Annotated in this window: 15 protein-coding genes; 6 read left to right on the forward strand and 9 right to left on the reverse strand. The window is 47.0% G+C overall.

Annotated features, from left to right (window positions below; all coding sequences use genetic code 11):
- The first annotated feature begins 617 nt into the window (after positions 1-617).
- The 3 genes from QUA47_RS17985 (at position 618) to QUA47_RS17995 (ending at position 3,496) form a co-directional block, all read left to right on the forward strand.
- A complete protein-coding gene (locus QUA47_RS17985; RefSeq protein WP_039886916.1) occupies positions 618-1,073 on the forward strand; it encodes a helix-turn-helix domain-containing protein in 456 nt (151 codons plus the stop codon).
- A gap of 228 nt (positions 1,074-1,301) precedes the next feature.
- Positions 1,302-2,603 (forward strand): serine hydrolase, encoded by a 1,302-nt coding sequence (locus QUA47_RS17990; RefSeq protein ID WP_333431719.1) that lies wholly within the window; start codon positions 1,302-1,304, stop codon positions 2,601-2,603.
- A 56-nt stretch (positions 2,604-2,659) separates the two neighbouring features.
- A complete protein-coding gene (locus QUA47_RS17995) occupies positions 2,660-3,496 on the forward strand; it encodes an alpha/beta hydrolase (protein ID WP_333431720.1) in 837 nt (278 codons plus the stop codon).
- A 132-nt stretch (positions 3,497-3,628) separates the two neighbouring features.
- Here the strand turns inward: QUA47_RS17995 and QUA47_RS18000 are convergent, their stop codons facing one another.
- The 3 genes from QUA47_RS18000 to QUA47_RS18010 all read right to left on the reverse strand — a co-directional run bounded on the left by QUA47_RS18000 (position 3,629) and on the right by QUA47_RS18010 (position 6,293).
- Entirely contained in the window at positions 3,629-3,907 is a 279-nt protein-coding gene (locus QUA47_RS18000; protein WP_190732199.1) for a DUF1816 domain-containing protein, read from the reverse strand.
- A gap of 296 nt (positions 3,908-4,203) precedes the next feature.
- Positions 4,204-5,583, reverse strand: coding sequence for a 23S rRNA (guanosine(2251)-2'-O)-methyltransferase RlmB (gene rlmB, locus QUA47_RS18005; RefSeq protein ID WP_333431721.1), 1,380 nt, complete (start codon positions 5,581-5,583; stop codon positions 4,204-4,206).
- A gap of 263 nt (positions 5,584-5,846) precedes the next feature.
- Positions 5,847-6,293 carry a Mini-ribonuclease 3 gene (locus QUA47_RS18010; protein WP_006632383.1) on the reverse strand — a complete coding sequence of 149 codons (447 nt, stop codon included), beginning with the start codon at positions 6,291-6,293 and terminating at the stop codon, positions 5,847-5,849.
- 100 nt (positions 6,294-6,393) lie between these two features.
- Between QUA47_RS18010 and QUA47_RS18015 the strand changes: the two genes are divergently transcribed.
- Positions 6,394-6,705, forward strand: a complete 312-nt coding sequence (locus QUA47_RS18015; RefSeq protein ID WP_333431722.1) for a hypothetical protein — start codon at positions 6,394-6,396, stop codon at positions 6,703-6,705.
- On the opposite strand, the gene QUA47_RS18020 is transcribed toward QUA47_RS18015, so the two are convergent.
- Positions 6,692-7,048: an STAS domain-containing protein gene (locus tag QUA47_RS18020; RefSeq protein WP_006632381.1), complete on the reverse strand. Its 357-nt coding sequence runs from the start codon at positions 7,046-7,048 to the stop codon at positions 6,692-6,694. The genes QUA47_RS18015 and QUA47_RS18020 overlap by 14 nt on opposite strands.
- Before the next feature lie 153 nt (positions 7,049-7,201).
- Positions 7,202-8,359, reverse strand: coding sequence for a glutamine-hydrolyzing carbamoyl-phosphate synthase small subunit (carA, locus tag QUA47_RS18025; protein ID WP_190662119.1), 1,158 nt, complete (start codon positions 8,357-8,359; stop codon positions 7,202-7,204).
- On the opposite strand from carA, the gene QUA47_RS18030 reads away from it, so the two are divergent.
- Positions 8,358-9,326, forward strand: a complete 969-nt coding sequence (locus QUA47_RS18030; protein ID WP_333431723.1) for a retropepsin-like aspartic protease — start codon at positions 8,358-8,360, stop codon at positions 9,324-9,326. The two genes, carA and QUA47_RS18030, sit on opposite strands and share 2 nt — an antisense overlap.
- A gap of 236 nt (positions 9,327-9,562) precedes the next feature.
- On the opposite strand, the gene trpD is transcribed toward QUA47_RS18030, so the two are convergent.
- Both trpD and QUA47_RS18040 read right to left on the reverse strand, forming a co-directional pair.
- On the reverse strand, positions 9,563-10,678 hold the full coding sequence (gene trpD / locus QUA47_RS18035; RefSeq protein WP_333431724.1) for an anthranilate phosphoribosyltransferase: 1,116 nt from the start codon (positions 10,676-10,678) through the stop codon (positions 9,563-9,565).
- Between the two features lie 10 nt (positions 10,679-10,688).
- Positions 10,689-10,859, reverse strand: a complete 171-nt coding sequence (locus QUA47_RS18040; RefSeq protein ID WP_333431725.1) for a hypothetical protein — start codon at positions 10,857-10,859, stop codon at positions 10,689-10,691.
- Positions 10,860-11,554: 695 nt separating this feature from the next.
- On the opposite strand from QUA47_RS18040, the gene QUA47_RS18045 reads away from it, so the two are divergent.
- A complete protein-coding gene (locus QUA47_RS18045; protein ID WP_333431726.1) occupies positions 11,555-14,560 on the forward strand; it encodes a PAS domain S-box protein in 3,006 nt (1,001 codons plus the stop codon).
- 280 nt (positions 14,561-14,840) lie between these two features.
- Here the strand turns inward: QUA47_RS18045 and QUA47_RS18050 are convergent, their stop codons facing one another.
- Both QUA47_RS18050 and QUA47_RS18055 read right to left on the reverse strand, forming a co-directional pair.
- A complete protein-coding gene (locus QUA47_RS18050) occupies positions 14,841-16,610 on the reverse strand; it encodes an adenylate/guanylate cyclase domain-containing protein (protein ID WP_333431727.1) in 1,770 nt (589 codons plus the stop codon).
- A complete protein-coding gene (locus tag QUA47_RS18055) occupies positions 16,607-17,002 on the reverse strand; it encodes a response regulator (protein WP_190662129.1) in 396 nt (131 codons plus the stop codon). Before QUA47_RS18055 ends, QUA47_RS18050 begins: the two co-directional genes overlap by 4 nt.
- Positions 17,003-17,202 lie beyond the last annotated feature (200 nt).

Here is a 17,202-nt window from a genome sequence, read left to right on the forward strand (position 1 = left end):
AGAGGTACTGGAATAATAATGAATCCTCCTGTATTTATTGTTTTAAGCACTGCCTAGCCCTTAACTGAACCGTATTGACATATAATTTATTTCAAAAAATATAGAGTGAAGCATTTGAAGCTGATTTTTGACGAGATTACTCGCCTCCTGATTATTTATAAAATAATAAAATGAAACTAGAAAATTATGAAAAAAAATATGAGATTATGGCGGCACCTTACCTAATAATTATAACCCGATTATGAAGAACACTTTTTTAGTCAAAAATTACTGAAAGTTATCAGTCATCCGAGTGAATTAATGGCGGCTGCGCGATGGTCGAAGAAAATAGCGATCGACCTTTTCCCCTACACGCCCCTTGTGCCAGAGGTCAAAAAGCCTGTCAGAAATCTGGGGTTCACAAAAAAGCTCGAAACGCTCACCGCCACGCCGAGGTCTCCTGTTGCGCGCACCTGCAAAAAAACAGCAGTCCTTCCTCAACAGTGTCTAGCTGCGTGCATCTGGGGTAAAAAAAGCTACTTATTTGCCGCCACGATCCCCAGGAAAATAATTTCATCCGGAATTATCCCCAAAACCAAAGATATATGGTAAGAAGTTCCCGATGCCCCGTTGGAGGAATGCCACCTAAAGCTCACTTAGAATCCCACCTGACGGCAGAGGAACTCAAAATTCGCTACCGGCAGGCACAAAACACCACAGAGTCGCGCCGCTGGCACTTGCTGCTGTTAGTTTCCAGAAATTGGACTATCAAACAAGCAGCCCAAGTCGTAGGCCTCAACTACGACTATGCCAAAGAAATTGTCCAGCGCTATAACCGAGAAGGGCCTAACTCTGTGAGAAATCGCAGCGGAGACCGCCAGCCCCCTCCTGCGAAATCCTTGCTGAATCCAGAACAGCAAGAAGAACTGCGACAAGCGCTGCAAGGCCCTGCCCCCGACGGCGGAGACTGGACAGGCCCCAAAGTAGCTCGCTGGATTGCCGAAAAAATCGGTAGCGATCATGTCTGGCCCCAACGCGGTTGGGATTACCTCAAGCGGTTGGGTGCTGACTGGCGACGGCGGCGCAAAAAGTAGATAGTTCCCAATATTTAAAGGGGGTGGATTGCTTTGGTGCCATCGCTCCCTTTATCTTGATTATTTTGCCACATTGGCACGATTAAAACCATTTGAGATTTGAGATTTGAGATTTGAGATTTGAGATTTGTTCTTCAATCTAAAATCTCCCATCTAAAATCTCAAACCGTTTGACTGATGTAACAATAGCTGCTTATATTGAATGTGGTGGTGTTGAGGATGTTAAGTATGCGAGATATCAGGTGTTTTTTGTCGATCGCCAACAAGATGGCGGCAGTAGTAGCCGGCATCGGACTGGTTCAGATGTTAACCATCGCAAGTTCATTCTCTCAATCATCTAACCCGCGTTCCCTAGACGAACTCTACAAAATTCGCGATCGGCTCGTCACCGAATTAGAACAACCCCCCTCTCCCTCCCCAGAACCAACCCTGCTCTCGCGCTTAGTTCCCGTGGCCGCCAATCCTCAAGAACAACTGCTACAGCAGTTGCAAGCGGTGGAAGCTCAAATATTAGTAGAACAGAGGGCTAAGGACGACTTACAGCAAGCAGTCCGTTTAGCCAACCGAGCCGTAGAAACTCAACGGCAGCAAAATAAGTCGATCGAATCTTCGCAGCAAACTCAATTTTTCTGGCACCAGGCGCTCAACAACTTGCAGGAAGTTCCTCAAAATTCATTTTTAGCTTCCCTCACTGCCTCAAAAACTCAAGAATACCGGGAAAATCTAACAGCAGCAACCTTTCAACTGCAGCAAGCAAAATCCGATTTTTTGGGTGCGCTTGCCCGGGAAAGCGGTTTGTCGGCTCAAGCTTCGATCGGTGTTTGCAACCTTTCTAGAGAATGCGTAAACCTCCGGGGCGATGTGCCTCCGGCCAGTCCGGCCAGCTTAATTAAATTGCCGATTGCTGTCGCCCTGATGCAAAAAGTCGAAAAAGAAAAAATTAGTCTGAACCAGGAAGTATTAGTCAGTCGCGGTAATTTCACCGAAGACGCATCGGCAAAGATTAGGTCCAATCGCAATTACCCGCTACAGCTACTGTTAGAAGAAATGATCTATCGCAGCAGCAATATCGCCACCAATCAACTGATAGATTATTTGGGTTCGGATTACATCAATCAATATTTAGATAATAGCGGATACGAAGTCACCCGCGTCAACTTCAAGTTGATGGGGGAAAGAATTATGCCCTCCAACCCCGGTTCTGGCCGCAACCGCCTGACTGCTAACGAACTCACCGAAATGATGGTGCAAATTTACAACGGCGAAACACCCGGTGCTAAACTATTAATAGAAACTCTCAACCGCCAGTACGATCACGCTCTGGGATTTGCCGCCTTGGAAGGAACTAAAGCTCAATGGTTGGGCGAAAAAACTGGTCAAAATTCTCGGGTACTCGGCACAACTTTAGCGATGAGCGTTGACGACGAGGCCTATGTGATTACTGTGATTGACAGCCGCAGCGGCGAGCTACAAATGCGCCAGTCTATTTCTAAAATTGCCGATTACATTGTCCGAAACCCCAACTTTTAATCGCTGGAATATACAATTTATAGCGGGGGACAACGCACCGCCCAAACAGTTAAAAAATGCCGCATCAACAACTCAGCGTTTCCGTCAAAGGCAAAGGATTTCCTATTCTCTGCTTGCACGGCCATCCAGGTTCCGGCGATTGTATGTCGGTCTTCACAGAACACCTATCAAAACGCTTCCAAACGATCGCCCCCGACTTGCGCGGCTACGGCAACAGCCGCACCTCAACTTTCTTTGAAATGACGGATCATCTGGTCGATTTAGAAGCACTATTAGACAGATTAGGAGTCGATCGGTGTTTGGTGATCGGATGGTCTTTGGGAGGGATTTTAGCCCTGGAATTAGCCATGAAATATCCCCAGCGAGTCACCGGTTTGATTCTACTTGCATCCGCAGCCAAACCGCGAGGAAGTCACCCTCCCATCTCTTGGCAAGATAACCTTTACACCGGTTTAGCCGGAATTATCAATTGGGTGATACCCGGTTGGCAGTGGAATATTGATACTTTTGCTAGGCGATCGCTCTTTCGCTATTTGATACAGCAGCATAACGCCACCCCTTACCGCTACTTAGCACAGGCAGGTACCCCCGCCTACCTCAAGACTTCCAACACGGCCACCAAGGCGTTAAATACCGCTCTGAGGGCTGGATACGATCGACTGATCCACCTCGGCGACATTCAATGTCCCTGCTTGGTATTGGCCGGAGAGGCCGATCGGCACATCACCTCAGCATCCAGTCTAGAAACCGCCCGCCACCTGCACGACTGTCAGTGGCAGTGCTATCCCAATACAGCCCACTTGTTCCCTTGGGAAATTCCCGATCGGGTAGTCGCAGACATCGATCGCTGGATTGAAAGTCACCCCGAAGCAGTTGGCAATTGCGAGTGTTGAGTTTTGAGTTTGTCACAAGCAATTTATTACCCAACACTCAAGAGTTTTGAAGTTACAACAACTCACAACTCAAAACCGCACAGCGTTGCGAGGGAAGCGTAGCCCTCTCCCAACTCAAAATTCCCCCTGCTTCTACTGACCGCTCAAAACCGGCCACAGCCCTCCATCACCAAGCTTTCCCAAATCTTCTGCAACCGTTAAAGTAATAGGTTTGCAGCGCTGAATCGAAACACTAACACCTTCTGCCCCTTCATTTTCTATGTCTTCTACATATCCTGCTTTTGCAGCTTCCGCCTCTTTATTGGTTAAGAACGGGCCAAAATAGTAAATGCACCGCGGCGCTGAAGTTTTCACTTCAACCCACCAAGCCAATCCGAAAAAGTTGAGCAAGCTAATCAAGAATTCTTTCATCTGCTTTTCTAATGTATTTGACGGTGTTTTCAGGGTGCTGCGAACACGCCTAGGCTTCTGTTATTTACACGTGGCTGACTGCTGCCAAGAACTGATCCAAACCTATTTAAAGCTGATATCTAAATAAATTGGTGTCGAATTCCTGTTTGAACCTAGGGGCAAAGCCCCTTCTACTTTCGCCTGAACAAGTAACGACAGTCGATCGGCTACCCTTACTTGTTCAGGGTGTGGTGCCACTCCATTGTGAGTGGCATTCACAATAAACTACTCTGTTGTGTTCTTTTTTTCAACCACCTTTACGATCCGTGTACGTGAAACTTTTTGGGCCCGCGCTGACGGTAAATTTCGTATAAAGCCATCCCCGTTGCTACCGAGACATTCAGGCTAGGAGTATTGCCCCTTAAAGGAATTGAAACTAATCCGTCACATCCGCGCTGTATCAAAAGGCTCAAACCATCAGCTTCACCACCTACCACTAAAACAGTGGGCCCAGAGAACTTGACTGTCTCTACAGATTGACCGACGCCTGCTGCTGTACCATAAATCCAGAATCCAGCCTCTTTGAGTTCTTCCAGCGCCCGGTTAAGATTGACAACCCTCGCCACGGGCAGGCTTTCCAATGCCCCTGCTGCCACTTTTCTCACTGCCGAGGTAATCCCAACAGCCCGCCGCTGCGGAATCACCATGCCCTGAGAGCCCAATGCTTCTGCGGTGCGAATAATCGCCCCTAGATTGTGCGGGTCGTTGAGTCCTTCGGCTACCACAATTACTGGATCTTCGCAAGCCGACTTAGCCTTTGCTATCAGTTCGCTCAAATCAAGGTATTCGTGGGCTGATACTTGAGCCGCTACGCCTTGGTGGTTTGCCTTGCGCGTGATGTAGTCGAGGCGCAAATCGTCAACTTCATCAATGATGCTGCCGTTGGCCTTGGCTTCGGTTAGCAAGCTGTGAAAGCGGGGATCGTAGCGCAGGTGGGGGACAACCCAAATGCGGTTGAGGACTTGGTTTGTTTCTAAAGCTGCTTGCACCGCATGGCGGCCGTAAATCATGTCGTCTGTGTCTGCGTCTGGTTGCACAACTGTATTTGAGGCACTGTCAACAGGGCGAGTGTCTCTGTCTTTGTCTCTGTCTCTGAAATGGTTGCCCCGAAATTCCTGCGGGCTATTGTCTTTGTCTCTGTCTTTGTAATAATTGCCCCTGGATTCCTGCGGTCTGCTGTCTCTGTCTCTGTCTCGAAAATTGTTACGGGCCGGCTGCGGGCTGCTGTCTCTGTCTCTGTCTCGGAAATTGTTGCGGGCCGGCTGCGGGCTGCTGTCTCTGTCTCTGTCTCGGAAATTGTTGCGGGCCGGCTGCGGGCTGCTGTCTCTGTCTTGGTAATAATTGCCCCGGGATTCCTGCGGGCTGCTGTCTCTGTCTTGGAAAGTATTATTTCTGCGAAGGGATGGTTGGCTGTCGGAATCGGCTCTCCGTTTAAAAATTGCTCTCACGGGCATTTCTCGCGATTGCGGAGCGAAGGTCGATCGCTTTTGAGGCGCGTCTACTCCGCGAGTTTCGGGACGGGGCTTGCGTTCAAAGCGGGCAGAGGATGGTTGTGAGTCCTGACGGCGGCCTTCGCTTTTGAATGGCTTGCTGTCGGAATTCGATCGCGAGGAGTTTGGTCTGGTAAATTTTCTCATTGGTTTCTTGTGGTCAAAACGTTTTAGCTGAAGGCTAATGGATTGTAGATTGTAGATTTGAGATTCTTGATTGAGGGAGCCATCTTGGGGCTTTGAGATTTTAGATATTCTAGGGAGGGAGCAAGGATTTTGCTGTGTTCAAATTGCTAGTTAATAACTGATAAATCCTGTTTTGCCGATCGAGATTTTTGCGGTTGTATGTTAGCCGTGCAAGGATGGTTAATTAATCCTTCCCCATTCCCAACTCTTAACTGCTTAATCCTTTAAGTCTCAAGATCTAAAAGTCCCAGAAGTTCGGTCAATCTTTCGGGATCGGTGAGATACAAATATCCGACCAAGGTTTCTAAACTGCTGGCTTGTTGGTATATCTCTGGATCTGCTCGTTTAGAACGACCCGCTGCAGCATTGCGGCCGCGCTTGACAATTGCTAATTCTGTACTGTTCAAGTAAGGAGAGAGCGATCGCAAGTGACGCGCTTGAGTTTCGGCTCGTACTTGCCCCACCACCAATTCGTGATAAGCTTGCAATTTTTTGGGTGGGACTAAGTACGAACTGCGAACGTAGAGTTCGTACACTGCATCTCCCAAATATGCCCAGGCTGCGGGCGAAATCCTTTCTATTTCTGCTGGTGTAGCCCTCGCAGGATGCACTCGATTTAAACTGATATCCGTCAGACTCAGTTTGAGCCCGTCATCTGCGATCGGCGACATACTTTTTTAAATAAAACTTCCGCACAGCTTGGTTTTTCTAGTCACTTACTTATTTCGTCTTTCGTTACTTCAGCAATTATAGCTTTCACAGGAGTGTTCGTTGTCAGATCACGAAGCGAGATATATAGACAAAGCTTGGCGCAAAGACGATCGCACTCCTAATCGCACTCCTAAAAAAGGCTTTTTACCAAATCGGGATGCTCTAATTTTTATACCATTTTTCCGCGTGTTTGCCACACATATTTTACTGCCCATCCACCGAAACTCTAAGCCTCGGGGAAATAGCGGCTGGCGCGTGCCACAGCTTCTGGGTAAATCGGTATTGTTTTACCAGCACAAAAATAAAAATTTGCTATCCAGCGTTGAGAACCGGATAGCTAATTTAATCCACTTTGGCGTCAAGCATCCTTGACGTTTTTTACCGCCTCATCAACCGAAGGCTGCAAAGACAAAAATTTCTCTAAGCGAACCAGTTTAACAGTCTGAGTTACGCGGGGATTTGAGACAATTTGCAATGTCCCCTCCAAGGTTTGGGCTTTTTTGACAAGTTGCACAAGTGCGCCCAGGCCTGAACTATCCACAAAGTCTATCTGCGACAAGTCCAAAATTACGTGTTTTGGGCTCTCGTCAATACATTTGCTTATTACCTTCCGAAAAGTTGCCTCAGAAAAAGCGTCCAGCAGGCCAGTCAGGCGAAATAACTGATAGTTATTCTTGACTTCGCGAGTGCCTCTGAGGCTAACGGTCAGGGTCAATGACTCAGGAATGACACCCTCCTAGCTAGATATGGCTTAAAGTCGAGGCTTCATTATAGGAGTTTTTTGGTCTTTTGTCTACAGTTTTTTTTGGTCAGTGATTTTTAGTTTTTTTGAGGCAGCAGTCATTAGCGGGTGACTGCTGACTGCTGACTATTTACTGCTGGCTACTTTCTGATTGTCTCGCATTGACTGCACGAATCGATCGAATAAATAATCGGCGTCGTGCGGGCCCGGACTGGCTTCTGGGTGGTACTGCACTGAGAACAGTGGCAGAGTTTTATGCTTCAATCCGGCTACGGTGCGATCGTTCAAATTGAGATGAGTAATTTCTACTTCGGGGACTAGGGAATCGGGGTTAATGGCAAAACCATGATTTTGGCTAGTAATTTCTACTTGCTGAGTTAAACCCGCTGGATGATTTAATCCCCGGTGGCCGAACTTAAGTTTAAAAGTTTCTGCACCCAAGGAAAGTCCCAAAATTTGGTGTCCCATGCAGATGCCGAATACGGGTTTGTCCGACTTTAACAAAGCTTTCGCAGTCGCGATCCCTTCCGTTACCGCCGCCGGATCTCCAGGGCCGTTCGACAGAAAAATGCCGTCCGGGTTGTATTTGAGGATTTCCTCCGGCGACGTGTCAGCGGGGACAACGATGACCCGACACCCGTAACTCGCCAGACGCCGCAGGATGTTGCGCTTGATCCCAAAGTCTAGCGCTACCACTGTCCACATTTCGCCGCTAGCAGGTTTGACTGTAGGACTGAACTCCCAAACCGAGTCCGTGGCTTCAGACCACTCGTAAACCTCGCGAGTGGTGACTTCCTGGACTAGATTCAGCCCGTCCATGCTGGGGGCATCTTGCACTTGCTCCAAAAGTTCCGCCTGGTCGAGAATCGTGGTCGAAATGCCACCGTTGATCGCTCCCACCGTGCGAATTTTGCGAGTGAGGGCGCGGGTGTCGATCCCGTAAATTCCGGGGATATCGTACTGTTTCAGGTAGTCTTGCAGAGATTGCGAGCAGCGCCAATTGCTGGGGCGGCTGCATACGTTGCGGGCGATCGCACCTCGAATTTGCGGGCGCGAGGATTCTTCGTCTTCGAGATTTACCCCGGTATTGCCCAATTCTGGATAAGTAAAAGTTACAATTTGACCGCAATAGCTGGGATCGGTCAATACTTCTTGGTAGCCCGTCATTCCCGTATTAAATACTACCTCGCCAACGACGGTGGCGTCAGCGCCAAACGACCAGCCGCGGTAAGCAGTACCGTCAGCCAGGACTAGGAGAGCGGGTTGTGCAGTTGAAAGTGACATGGCATCCTTAATTACTTTCGTTTGGTTTCATTCTTACCACTGCCAGCGATTTGATGCTAGTCGGCAATATACAGATATTATTTTAATTTGTGCAAGGGTTCGGCAAAGCAAGGCACCTAGGCCCGAGACCGAAGCAACAGGTAATCAAAAAGCTGCAACAAGTGCCAATTTTCCCACTCCCCACCCTCGGCATCTCCTAGTCTCTCCATCTCCCTCTGGCGCAGCAATTTATCTGCCAGCAGCTTATGAGGGCCGAAAGTCTAAATCTATACCAAAAGGCAGTTGTCGCTGTTACGATCGAGCTACAGCGTTTAACGAAACTATGGCTAGTAAATCTCCCTTGCCTTTACTCTCAAACTTATACAAGCATCTACTGAACTCTCAAAAACGGTGCAAACCGTTACTGGTTGTAACAACAGTTATTTCTCTGAGCAGTTCAATTTTAGTAGCGACTGTTGCCAACTCCTCGCGAGCAGTGGCTCAAGAAAGTGAGGGATGCTTCATGCGGAGCTCGTCAGGCCGAACCCTCAACCTCAGCCAATCAGTCTGCGGTTTTCTCCCCGAAGCATTGAATCCCGCTACTGCGCCCGCAGCGAAGTCTGGAGTATTTCAGGCAAAAATTAAACGCCGAGAGGCCAATATCCCCGTCATAGAAGTCACGTTTAACGGCAAACAAAAGTTCGAGATGATGGTAGATTCTGGAGCTAGTGGCACAGTAATTACACCAGCAATGGCTAAAGCCTTGGGCGTTGTTCTTCAGGGAACAGTGCAAGCACAAACTCCGAACGGAGTGGCTACTTTTCCCCTCGGTCGCTTGACTTCTATTGAAGCAGGTGGTTTGGCGGTTAACAATGTAGTTGTGGCCGTCTCGCCATCCCTAGATATCGGACTATTGGGTCACGACTTTTTTGGTAATAAAGATGTGACTATTAAGCAAGATGTCATTGAATTTCGATCGCGCTCTTAAACAGAAGGAAGAAGGAAGAGGGAAGAGGGAAGAAGGAAGAAGGAAGAAGGATTTTTTTTACTAACCAACAAGAAGAGAAGAGAGAAAAAAGTTTCCCAACTTGAAAAAGTATGAATGCAGAAGGCTGAGTTTTAGACGGTTTGAGCGGGAAGATTTTGGCATTCTAAATTTTTATTTACTTCTTCCCTCTTCGTTCTTCCCTCTTCCCTCTTCCTTCTTCCTTCTTCCCTCTTCCTTCATTTCAAAAACTCAATCAACTGCTGCAACTTCAACCAAGATTCGCCGCTCAATAAAATGTCCTTAGCCATAGAAACTCCTGCTGCGTGGGAACCCATAGGAATTGCACCTCCCACCTGAAAAGCCAAAGACGCATTCAAAGCTACAACATCCATTTGTGCGGGCGTACCTTTGCCTTGCAAAACGTTCCGCAAAATCTCGGCGTTTTCCTCAACATTTCCGCCTTTTAACGAGCCGATCGCACTTGGTGTCAATCCTACCTTTTGGGGGTCTAAAGTAGTCAGTTCCACTTTGCCCTCCGACAAAACGGCCAAATCAGTCACATCTCCCAACCCCGCTTCGTCCAATTTTTCTCTGCCGTGAACGACTACAGCTAACTCAGTCCCCAACTCGCCCAAAGCTTGAGCAATAGTTGATACCAAACTAGGATCGAACACCCCAATTACCTGCCCTGTAGGGCGCATAGGATTGACAAGGGGCCCTAAAAGGTTAAAAACAGTCCGTACCTTCAAAGTGCGCCGGAGCGACGCTACAGCCTTAAGTGCGGGATGCCACCCAGGGGCAAATAAAAAGGTGATGCCCACAGAGTCTACCGCAGCTTTTACCTTTGCGGGATCGGCGTTGAGGTTGACTCCCAGTGCTTCCAACACGTCAGCAGAACCCACTTTGCTCGATGCGGAGCGATTTCCGTGTTTGGCGACTCGAACTTTGCCGGCGGCGGCCACAAAAGCGACAGCAGTGGAAATGTTAAACGTGGATGCGCCGTCGCCGCCGGTGCCACAAGTATCAATTAATTTGAGATTGGAGATTGGAGATTGGGAATTGAAAACGCTCTCCGACTCACCTGCAAGCGACTGAGAACCCAATACCTGAGCCATTCCTACCACTTCTTGGGCAGAGATGCCTTTGGCTTGGATGGCCGCTAAAATTGCTCCTGAGAGGACGGGGGGAATAGCTTCTGCTAGCCATCCCTGCATCAAGTCGGCTGCTTGGGCGCGTGAGAGAGATTGTCTGTCTAATAGTTGTTGCAGGAGGGCTGGCCACACAGGAGAATCCGCCGTCTGGGTTGAAGCAGGGGATAACTCTGGCGTTGCTAGTAGAGGAGAATCTGTCATTTATTAGTTTCTAGTCAAATTTAGCTTGATCGAGCTTTGCGGCCAAACCGAGAATCGATCGGGATTTTACCAGACTTGCCGACCAAATTTTGCGCGCCCGGGCCCAGATTTTTGCCCAAATGCCAGCACCGCTACAGAATTTTTCCGCCCGCAGCAGCAGAATATGAATTTTTTGATACAACTATTACCCTATTGTTGTGCCAACTTTACATACAAACCCCAGATCGTATAACTGCCAGCAGTCTGCTGTATTATCTATCAGCAATAATACTTAACAGTAACTCAGAGCACCCAAAGACCGATAAAAGTTTCCGACAGGAGTTGTGGAGAGCAAAAATTTTTAGACATTAGGAGAGCCCCAGATTCATCTGTGGAGTCAATTCTTTAATCTAAAATCTCAACTCTCCAATCGACTGACAGCAAGGACAGCGAGCGTTTAGCTCTTGCAGGCGGGTTAGTTGCCTCGGCTAAGAGTCGATCATTCTCTCACCCAAATCCTAAAAATAGAGTCTTGCGGTTGTAGAAGTCGCTGCCTTTTATTCTTGTAACAACATCCTTGCTACTAACTTATTTCAGGGTATTCAACGGCTAATATATTCAGGGAGATTTCAAAAAACGGGTTTTGCTAGAACACCTGCACCGCAGGCAGAGCGATGTGCCAATGCGAGCGTGACAGCCAGTCAAGCCTCAAATAAATACCCGATCAACTAAACTTTCTGCAGCAACCACTAACAACTAACAGCCCGGTAGGACAGATGAATAAACACACTCGTCTCCGGCTGCGACACACCATCTTTCAGCCTAACTAACGGCTCAAATTTAGCAGGCGGTAGACCAAAAATATTCAACTCATACACAAGAGCAGGGTATTCACAAGTGGGAAATCAAAAACTAGGAAATAAAACGATAGAATGCCTGAATGTCGCGGAGGCACTGCACCAAATGGAAGCAAAATATTATAGTATGTTTGAAAATGCTGTGTCGGGCATTTTTCAAACAACCCAAGACGGTCGCTACATCAGCGCTAACCCAGCTTTGGCTCGCATCTACGGATATAATTCCGCCGCAGAATTGATGGGCTGTCTGACTGATATCAGCGATCAGCTTTACGTCAACCCCGATCGGCGCGATCAGTTTGTTTCTGCTTTGCAAGAACAGGGCATCGTATCGGATTTTGAGTCGCAGATTTATCGCCGAGACGGAACAATAATTTGGATCGCGGAAAATGCGCGGGCTGTCTGCGATGAAGCGGGTAAATTGCTCTACTACGAAGGTTTTGTAGAAGATATCACCCAGCGCAAGCAAGCAGAATCTGCACTTCGAGAAAGCGAAGAACGCCTGCGCTTAATAATTGAAGGCGTTAAGGATTATGCTATATTTATGTTAGATCCTGCTGGGTATGTAGCTAGCTGGAATTCTGGTGCCGAACGCATTTTTGGATACAGAGCACATGAAATAGTCGGCAATAATTCCGAGTGTTTTTTCACGAAAGAAGATCTGGAAATTGGCAAGCCCCGAGAAAAATTAATCAGGGCAGTGGCAGAAGGTCGATACGAAAATGAAGGCTGGCGGCTTCGCAAAGACGGATCGCGATTTTGGGCGAATATTATTGTTACTCCTTTGCGCGATGAAAGGGGAAAGTTGCAGGGCTTTTCTCAAGTAATGCAGGATATTACTGAGCAAAAGCGGGCGGCTGAGGAAAAGATGCAGTTGATTGCTTCTTTGCAGGCGTCGGAAAAAAAGTTTCGCACTTTGTACGAATCGACGACTGATGCGGTAATGCTGCTAGATGAAGAGGGTTTTTTGGATTGCAATCCGGCAACTTTAGAGTTATTTGGCTGCAGCACTCTATCGGAGTTTTGCGGCAAGCATCTTTCGGATTTCAGCCCGCCGCTGCAACCGGACGGACAAGATTCTCTGAGTCTTTATAAAGAGCGAGTTAATACGGCTGTGCGATCGGGAAATTGCCGTTTTGACTGGCGGCACTGCCGTTTGGACGGTTATGAGTTTCCGGCGGAAGTGCTGCTAACTTCTATGGATATTGGCGGCAAAATGGGGCTGCAAGGCGTGGTGCGCGATATCACTTATCGAGTGCAGGCTGAGGAGGCCCTGAAGCAGGCTAACGAGGTATTGGAATGCCGGGTTAAAGAGCGGACAAGTCAGTTGGAAGAGGCTATTAAAAAGTTGAGATTGTCGGAAGAAAAGTTTTCTAAGGCTTTTCGCTCAAGTCCCGATTCGATGATTATTACTACTTTTTCAGAGGGTCGTTTTATTGAAGTTAATGATAGTTTTTTGTCGATGACTGGTTACGCTTTAGAAGAAACGACTTGCAATACAGTACCGGGGTTAAATATTTGGGTAAGGCCTCAAGACAGACTTAATTTTAGGCAACGTTTGCACGAACAAGGTGTGGTTCGCAATCAGGAATGCGAGTTTCGCATGAAGTCTGGATCGGTGGTGGTGTGTTTGCTGTCTGCAGAGTTGATTAATTTGGACGGCGAACTCTGTATGCTAGCGGTGATGACGGATATTACCGATCGCAAACACGCCGAAGAAGCCCTACGGGAAAGCCAGCGGGCGTTGGCGACGCTGATGAGCAATTTGCCGGGAATGGCCTACCGTTTTCGCAACGATGCCGATCGCAGTATGGAGTTTGTCAGCGAAGGTTGCTATCAGTTAGCAGGCTATTCTCCTGAAGAATTTATCGGCACTAGGGAAGTTTCTCTATCGGAATTGACTCACCCGGACGATCGCGATATTTTGTGGAATGCCGTACAAGTTGCGTTGCAAGAAAATCGACCCTATCAGCTAAATTACCGAATTACTTCTAAAAATGGGGAATTAAAATGGGTTTGGGAGCAAGGTTTGGGAGTGTTTTCCGACTCGGGAGAGTTGATAGCTTTGGAAGGCTTAATTACTGATATTTCTGAGCAGAAACGCAGTGAAGAAGCTTTGCGGCGATCGCAAACAGAGTTAACCCAACAAAAACTTCAACTCGAAAATACTTTGCACGAATTGCAGCAAACTCAAGCTCAATTGATTCACACTGAGAAAATGTCTACTCTAGGTCAAATGGTAGCGGGTGTCGCTCACGAAATTAACAATCCCGTTAGCAGCGTTTGTGGCAATCTCGTTCACGTCGGCCACTACACGGAAGATTTGCTGAATTTGCTCGATATGTACCAGCAGCAGTGCCCGCAGCCGTCGGCAGCAATTCAAGATAAAATTAAGGATATCGAGCTAGAGTTTCTGCTAGAAGATTTGCCGAAAGCGATGTCTTCAATGCAGGTTGGGGCAGATCGCATTCGGGAAATCGTGCGATCGCTCAGAAATTTCTCTCGCAAAGACGATTCTCAAATGAGCAAAGTTAACCTGCACGAAGGGATTGAAGGAACGTTGCTGATTCTGCAAAGCCGCCTGAAAGCCAGAGGCAACTATCCCGAAATTGCGGTAATTAAGGACTATGGAAATTTGCCTTTGGTTGAGTGTTATGCCGGCAAAATCAATCAGGTATTTATGAATTTGATCGGAAATGCGATCGACGCGATCGAGGAATACAACGAAGGGCGTTCAGTTGGCGAAGTCAAAGTTAACCGCAGCAAGATTAAAATTAGAACAGAAGTCCAAAACTCCAATGCTGTAATTAGGATTTCTGACAACGGCCCCGGTATGCCAGAAGAAGTTTCCCAGCAGTTATTCGAGGCTTTTTTTACCACCAAACCCGCCGACAAAGGCACCGGTTTAGGCCTGTCAATTTCCTACAAAGTTATCCAAGAACACGGTGGCACACTTAGCTGCGTGTCTGCACTCGGCCACGGAGCAGAGTTTATCATAGAATTGCCGATCGAACAACCGATCGAACAACCGATCGAACAATCCTAAAGTGCGATCGGGGCGATCGCATTTCCGATAACGAGTCGCGGTTTGTAGTGAGGACTAAAGTTCTCATAAAACTCGATCGGACTAAAGCGGTAAGGTGGGGTGTGCATGGAGCCCTACATATAGAAATTTTGCATAAGTTATGTATTGCTCAAACCCTGGCTTTTATTGCTTCTTGCTCCGATCCGTTACATCCGTCGAGCGAATCCGCTGACAAACTTCCTTCCCTCCGTTACATCAGTTACATCCGTCGAGCGAAGCCGTTGCCGAACTTCCTTCTTCCTTAATTACACCTTTCCAAATAAATTCGAGCCACATTATCCCCCGGATTTTGGCGAAAACAATCCGCAAAAAGTGCCGAAGCTTCCCTAAAACTATTCATATTGTACAAAGACAAAGCCTCAATAAACACTTGCAAAGTCGCTAACTTCCCCGCTTTAACTTCCGGCAAATCCGCATCAAAAACTTCATAAACAGTCACCCATTCAGACTTACCCTTAACCTGAACTTTATCAATTACCCGAATTGCATAATCACCCGGATTTCTCAAGCGATCGAAAGTCTGCTGAGTAATTAACAGCGACACCCCGTAATTCTTCGTCAAACTTTCAATCCGAGAAGCCAAATTAACCGCATCGCTAATCACAGTACCGTCCATCCGGTTTTTGCCGCCCACTATACCCAGAATCAAAGAACCCGTATTGATTCCCACCCCAATCTCAACTGGCACATAACCCACAGAAGCGCGATCTCGATTGTATTCAGCAAGAGTATGCAGCATGGCAATTCCCGCTTTCACAGCATCATCCGCCCCCTCGCTAAACAAAGCCATAATTGCATCGCCAATATATTTATCAATAAACCCCTGGTTTTCCACAATCAGCGGTTCCATTCGACTCAGATAAGAATTTATAAATTTGAAATTTTCTGTCGGTGTCATTTGTTCCGAGAGAGTAGTGAAATCGCGGATGTCAGAAAACAAAACCGACATTTCCAACTCCACCGCTTCTCCCAATTTAATATCAACAATACTGTCACATCCCAAAAAAGCTAACAACTCTTTGGGTACAAAGCGACTTGTGGCCTCCGCAATTTCTAATTCTGCATCCAGTGAAAGTTCCAAATTGCAATTGACCTCAAAGAGATCCTCGATGAACTTTTGGCGTTCTGCCTCAGCTTCTTGGCGTTCCGTGATATCTTGAAGAGTGGTGATAGCATAAACAATATTTCCTTGTTGATCGTAGATTGGAGTAGCGAAGATTTCTAGGGGAATAATCTTGTCGCCTTGATGAACTTCGGCATCGTCAGCCGTAGCACTTTCCCCCTTCAACGCACGCACGCTGGGTAAATTTTCCGTAGGATAATTTTGATTTGTGCCTGCTTGATAGAGTTGATAAACCTCTGACAATTGCTTGGAACTGGTATCCGGCACAACTCCTTTACCAAATATCTCTTTTGCTTTCCGATTGATGTAGTAAGGTTTGCCGTCGGCATCCAGCACACCCACACCAATCGGCATTGCTTCCAAAAACTGTGTCAAGCGACTTTCGTTTTCGTGGAGTTTAGCAATCAGTACCGCCTGCTCGCAGTTGAACTCTACCAACTCCTGATTCATTTGCTGAAGTTGGGCATTTTGTTGTGCCAGTTGTTTATCTTGAAGATAACTATTTAGCGCTTCTCTAACCGTCAATTTCAAATCTTCAGCTTGCCAAGGTTTGGTAATATAACGATACAGGTTTGCAGAGTTGATAGCATTGGTTATCGCCTCAATATCTGCTTGCCCCGTCAGCATAATTTTTATAGTTTTAGGCGAAATTATATGAGCCTGTTTCAACAGCTCGTCTCCCTTCATGTCAGGCATAATGTGGTCGGAAATAATTAAAGGAATTTCATCCCCATCCTCTAGCAATTCTTCAATTAGCTCTAAGGCTTCTTGCCCCCCTTCGGCAATTTCGATTATATAATCATTGCCAACAGCCTCTTGCAGTTCTGCTTTGAGGCTCCTGAGTACAGTTTTCTCATCATCGACACAGATAATTACCTGTTGACTCATAGTTTAGATAAACCAGATTTAATAGTTTCCAGCAACTCGGATTCTAACCAAGGTTTAGATAAGCAAGAATGGAGGTTAGCCTGTTTTTTCGCTCGGTCAATTGCTACTTGATCGGCTTGACCTGTCAGCATAATTTTTATAACATGGGGGTAGTTTTGGTGAATGCGAATCAGCAACTCATCTCCCTTAATACCGGGCATTAACCAATCACAGATAATCAGAATAAGGGTAATTTTTTCGTCATAGAGTTCGCTGATTACCTCTAAAGCCTCCTCAGCATCTTCTGCTCCTTCGTAGGTGTAGGCATTCCCAAATTCTGCTGCTAGCTGCGTCCTGAGACTGTCTAATACCATTCTCTCATCGTCAACGCACAAAATAACTGGTTTCGACATCTATTTTTTCTCCTTTTTAATTGTTATTAGTAGCAAAAGTAGTCAAAGTAGTCAAAGTAGTAAAGTATATTAGTAGACCCCATCTTATCTGAAGATGTCAGTCTATTTTAAATTTGAGATTTGAGACTTCGGCGTGAGCGCTCAGTCGAAGGATTTTAGATTGACTCCACAGATGAATCTGGGAGCTTGAACAAGGGTCT

This window comes from Microcoleus sp. MON2_D5 (genome assembly GCF_036701905.1).
Taxonomy (GTDB): domain Bacteria; phylum Cyanobacteriota; class Cyanobacteriia; order Cyanobacteriales; family Microcoleaceae; genus Microcoleus.

Coding starts and splice junctions, on each gene's coding strand:
- QUA47_RS17985 (WP_039886916.1), top strand. CDS start 618: ATGCCACCTAAAGCTCACTTAGAATCCCACCTGACGGCAGAGGAACTC.
- QUA47_RS17990 (WP_333431719.1), top strand. CDS start 1,302: ATGCGAGATATCAGGTGTTTTTTGTCGATCGCCAACAAGATGGCGGCA.
- QUA47_RS17995 (WP_333431720.1), top strand. CDS start 2,660: ATGCCGCATCAACAACTCAGCGTTTCCGTCAAAGGCAAAGGATTTCCT.
- QUA47_RS18000 (WP_190732199.1), bottom strand. CDS start 3,907: ATGAAAGAATTCTTGATTAGCTTGCTCAACTTTTTCGGATTGGCTTGG.
- rlmB (WP_333431721.1), bottom strand. CDS start 5,583: ATGAGAAAATTTACCAGACCAAACTCCTCGCGATCGAATTCCGACAGC.
- QUA47_RS18010 (WP_006632383.1), bottom strand. CDS start 6,293: ATGTCGCCGATCGCAGATGACGGGCTCAAACTGAGTCTGACGGATATC.
- QUA47_RS18030 (WP_333431723.1), top strand. CDS start 8,358: ATGGCATCCTTAATTACTTTCGTTTGGTTTCATTCTTACCACTGCCAG.
- carA (WP_190662119.1), bottom strand. CDS start 8,359: ATGTCACTTTCAACTGCACAACCCGCTCTCCTAGTCCTGGCTGACGGT.
- trpD (WP_333431724.1), bottom strand. CDS start 10,678: ATGACAGATTCTCCTCTACTAGCAACGCCAGAGTTATCCCCTGCTTCA.
- QUA47_RS18050 (WP_333431727.1), bottom strand. CDS start 16,610: ATGAGTCAACAGGTAATTATCTGTGTCGATGATGAGAAAACTGTACTC.
- QUA47_RS18055 (WP_190662129.1), bottom strand. CDS start 17,002: ATGTCGAAACCAGTTATTTTGTGCGTTGACGATGAGAGAATGGTATTA.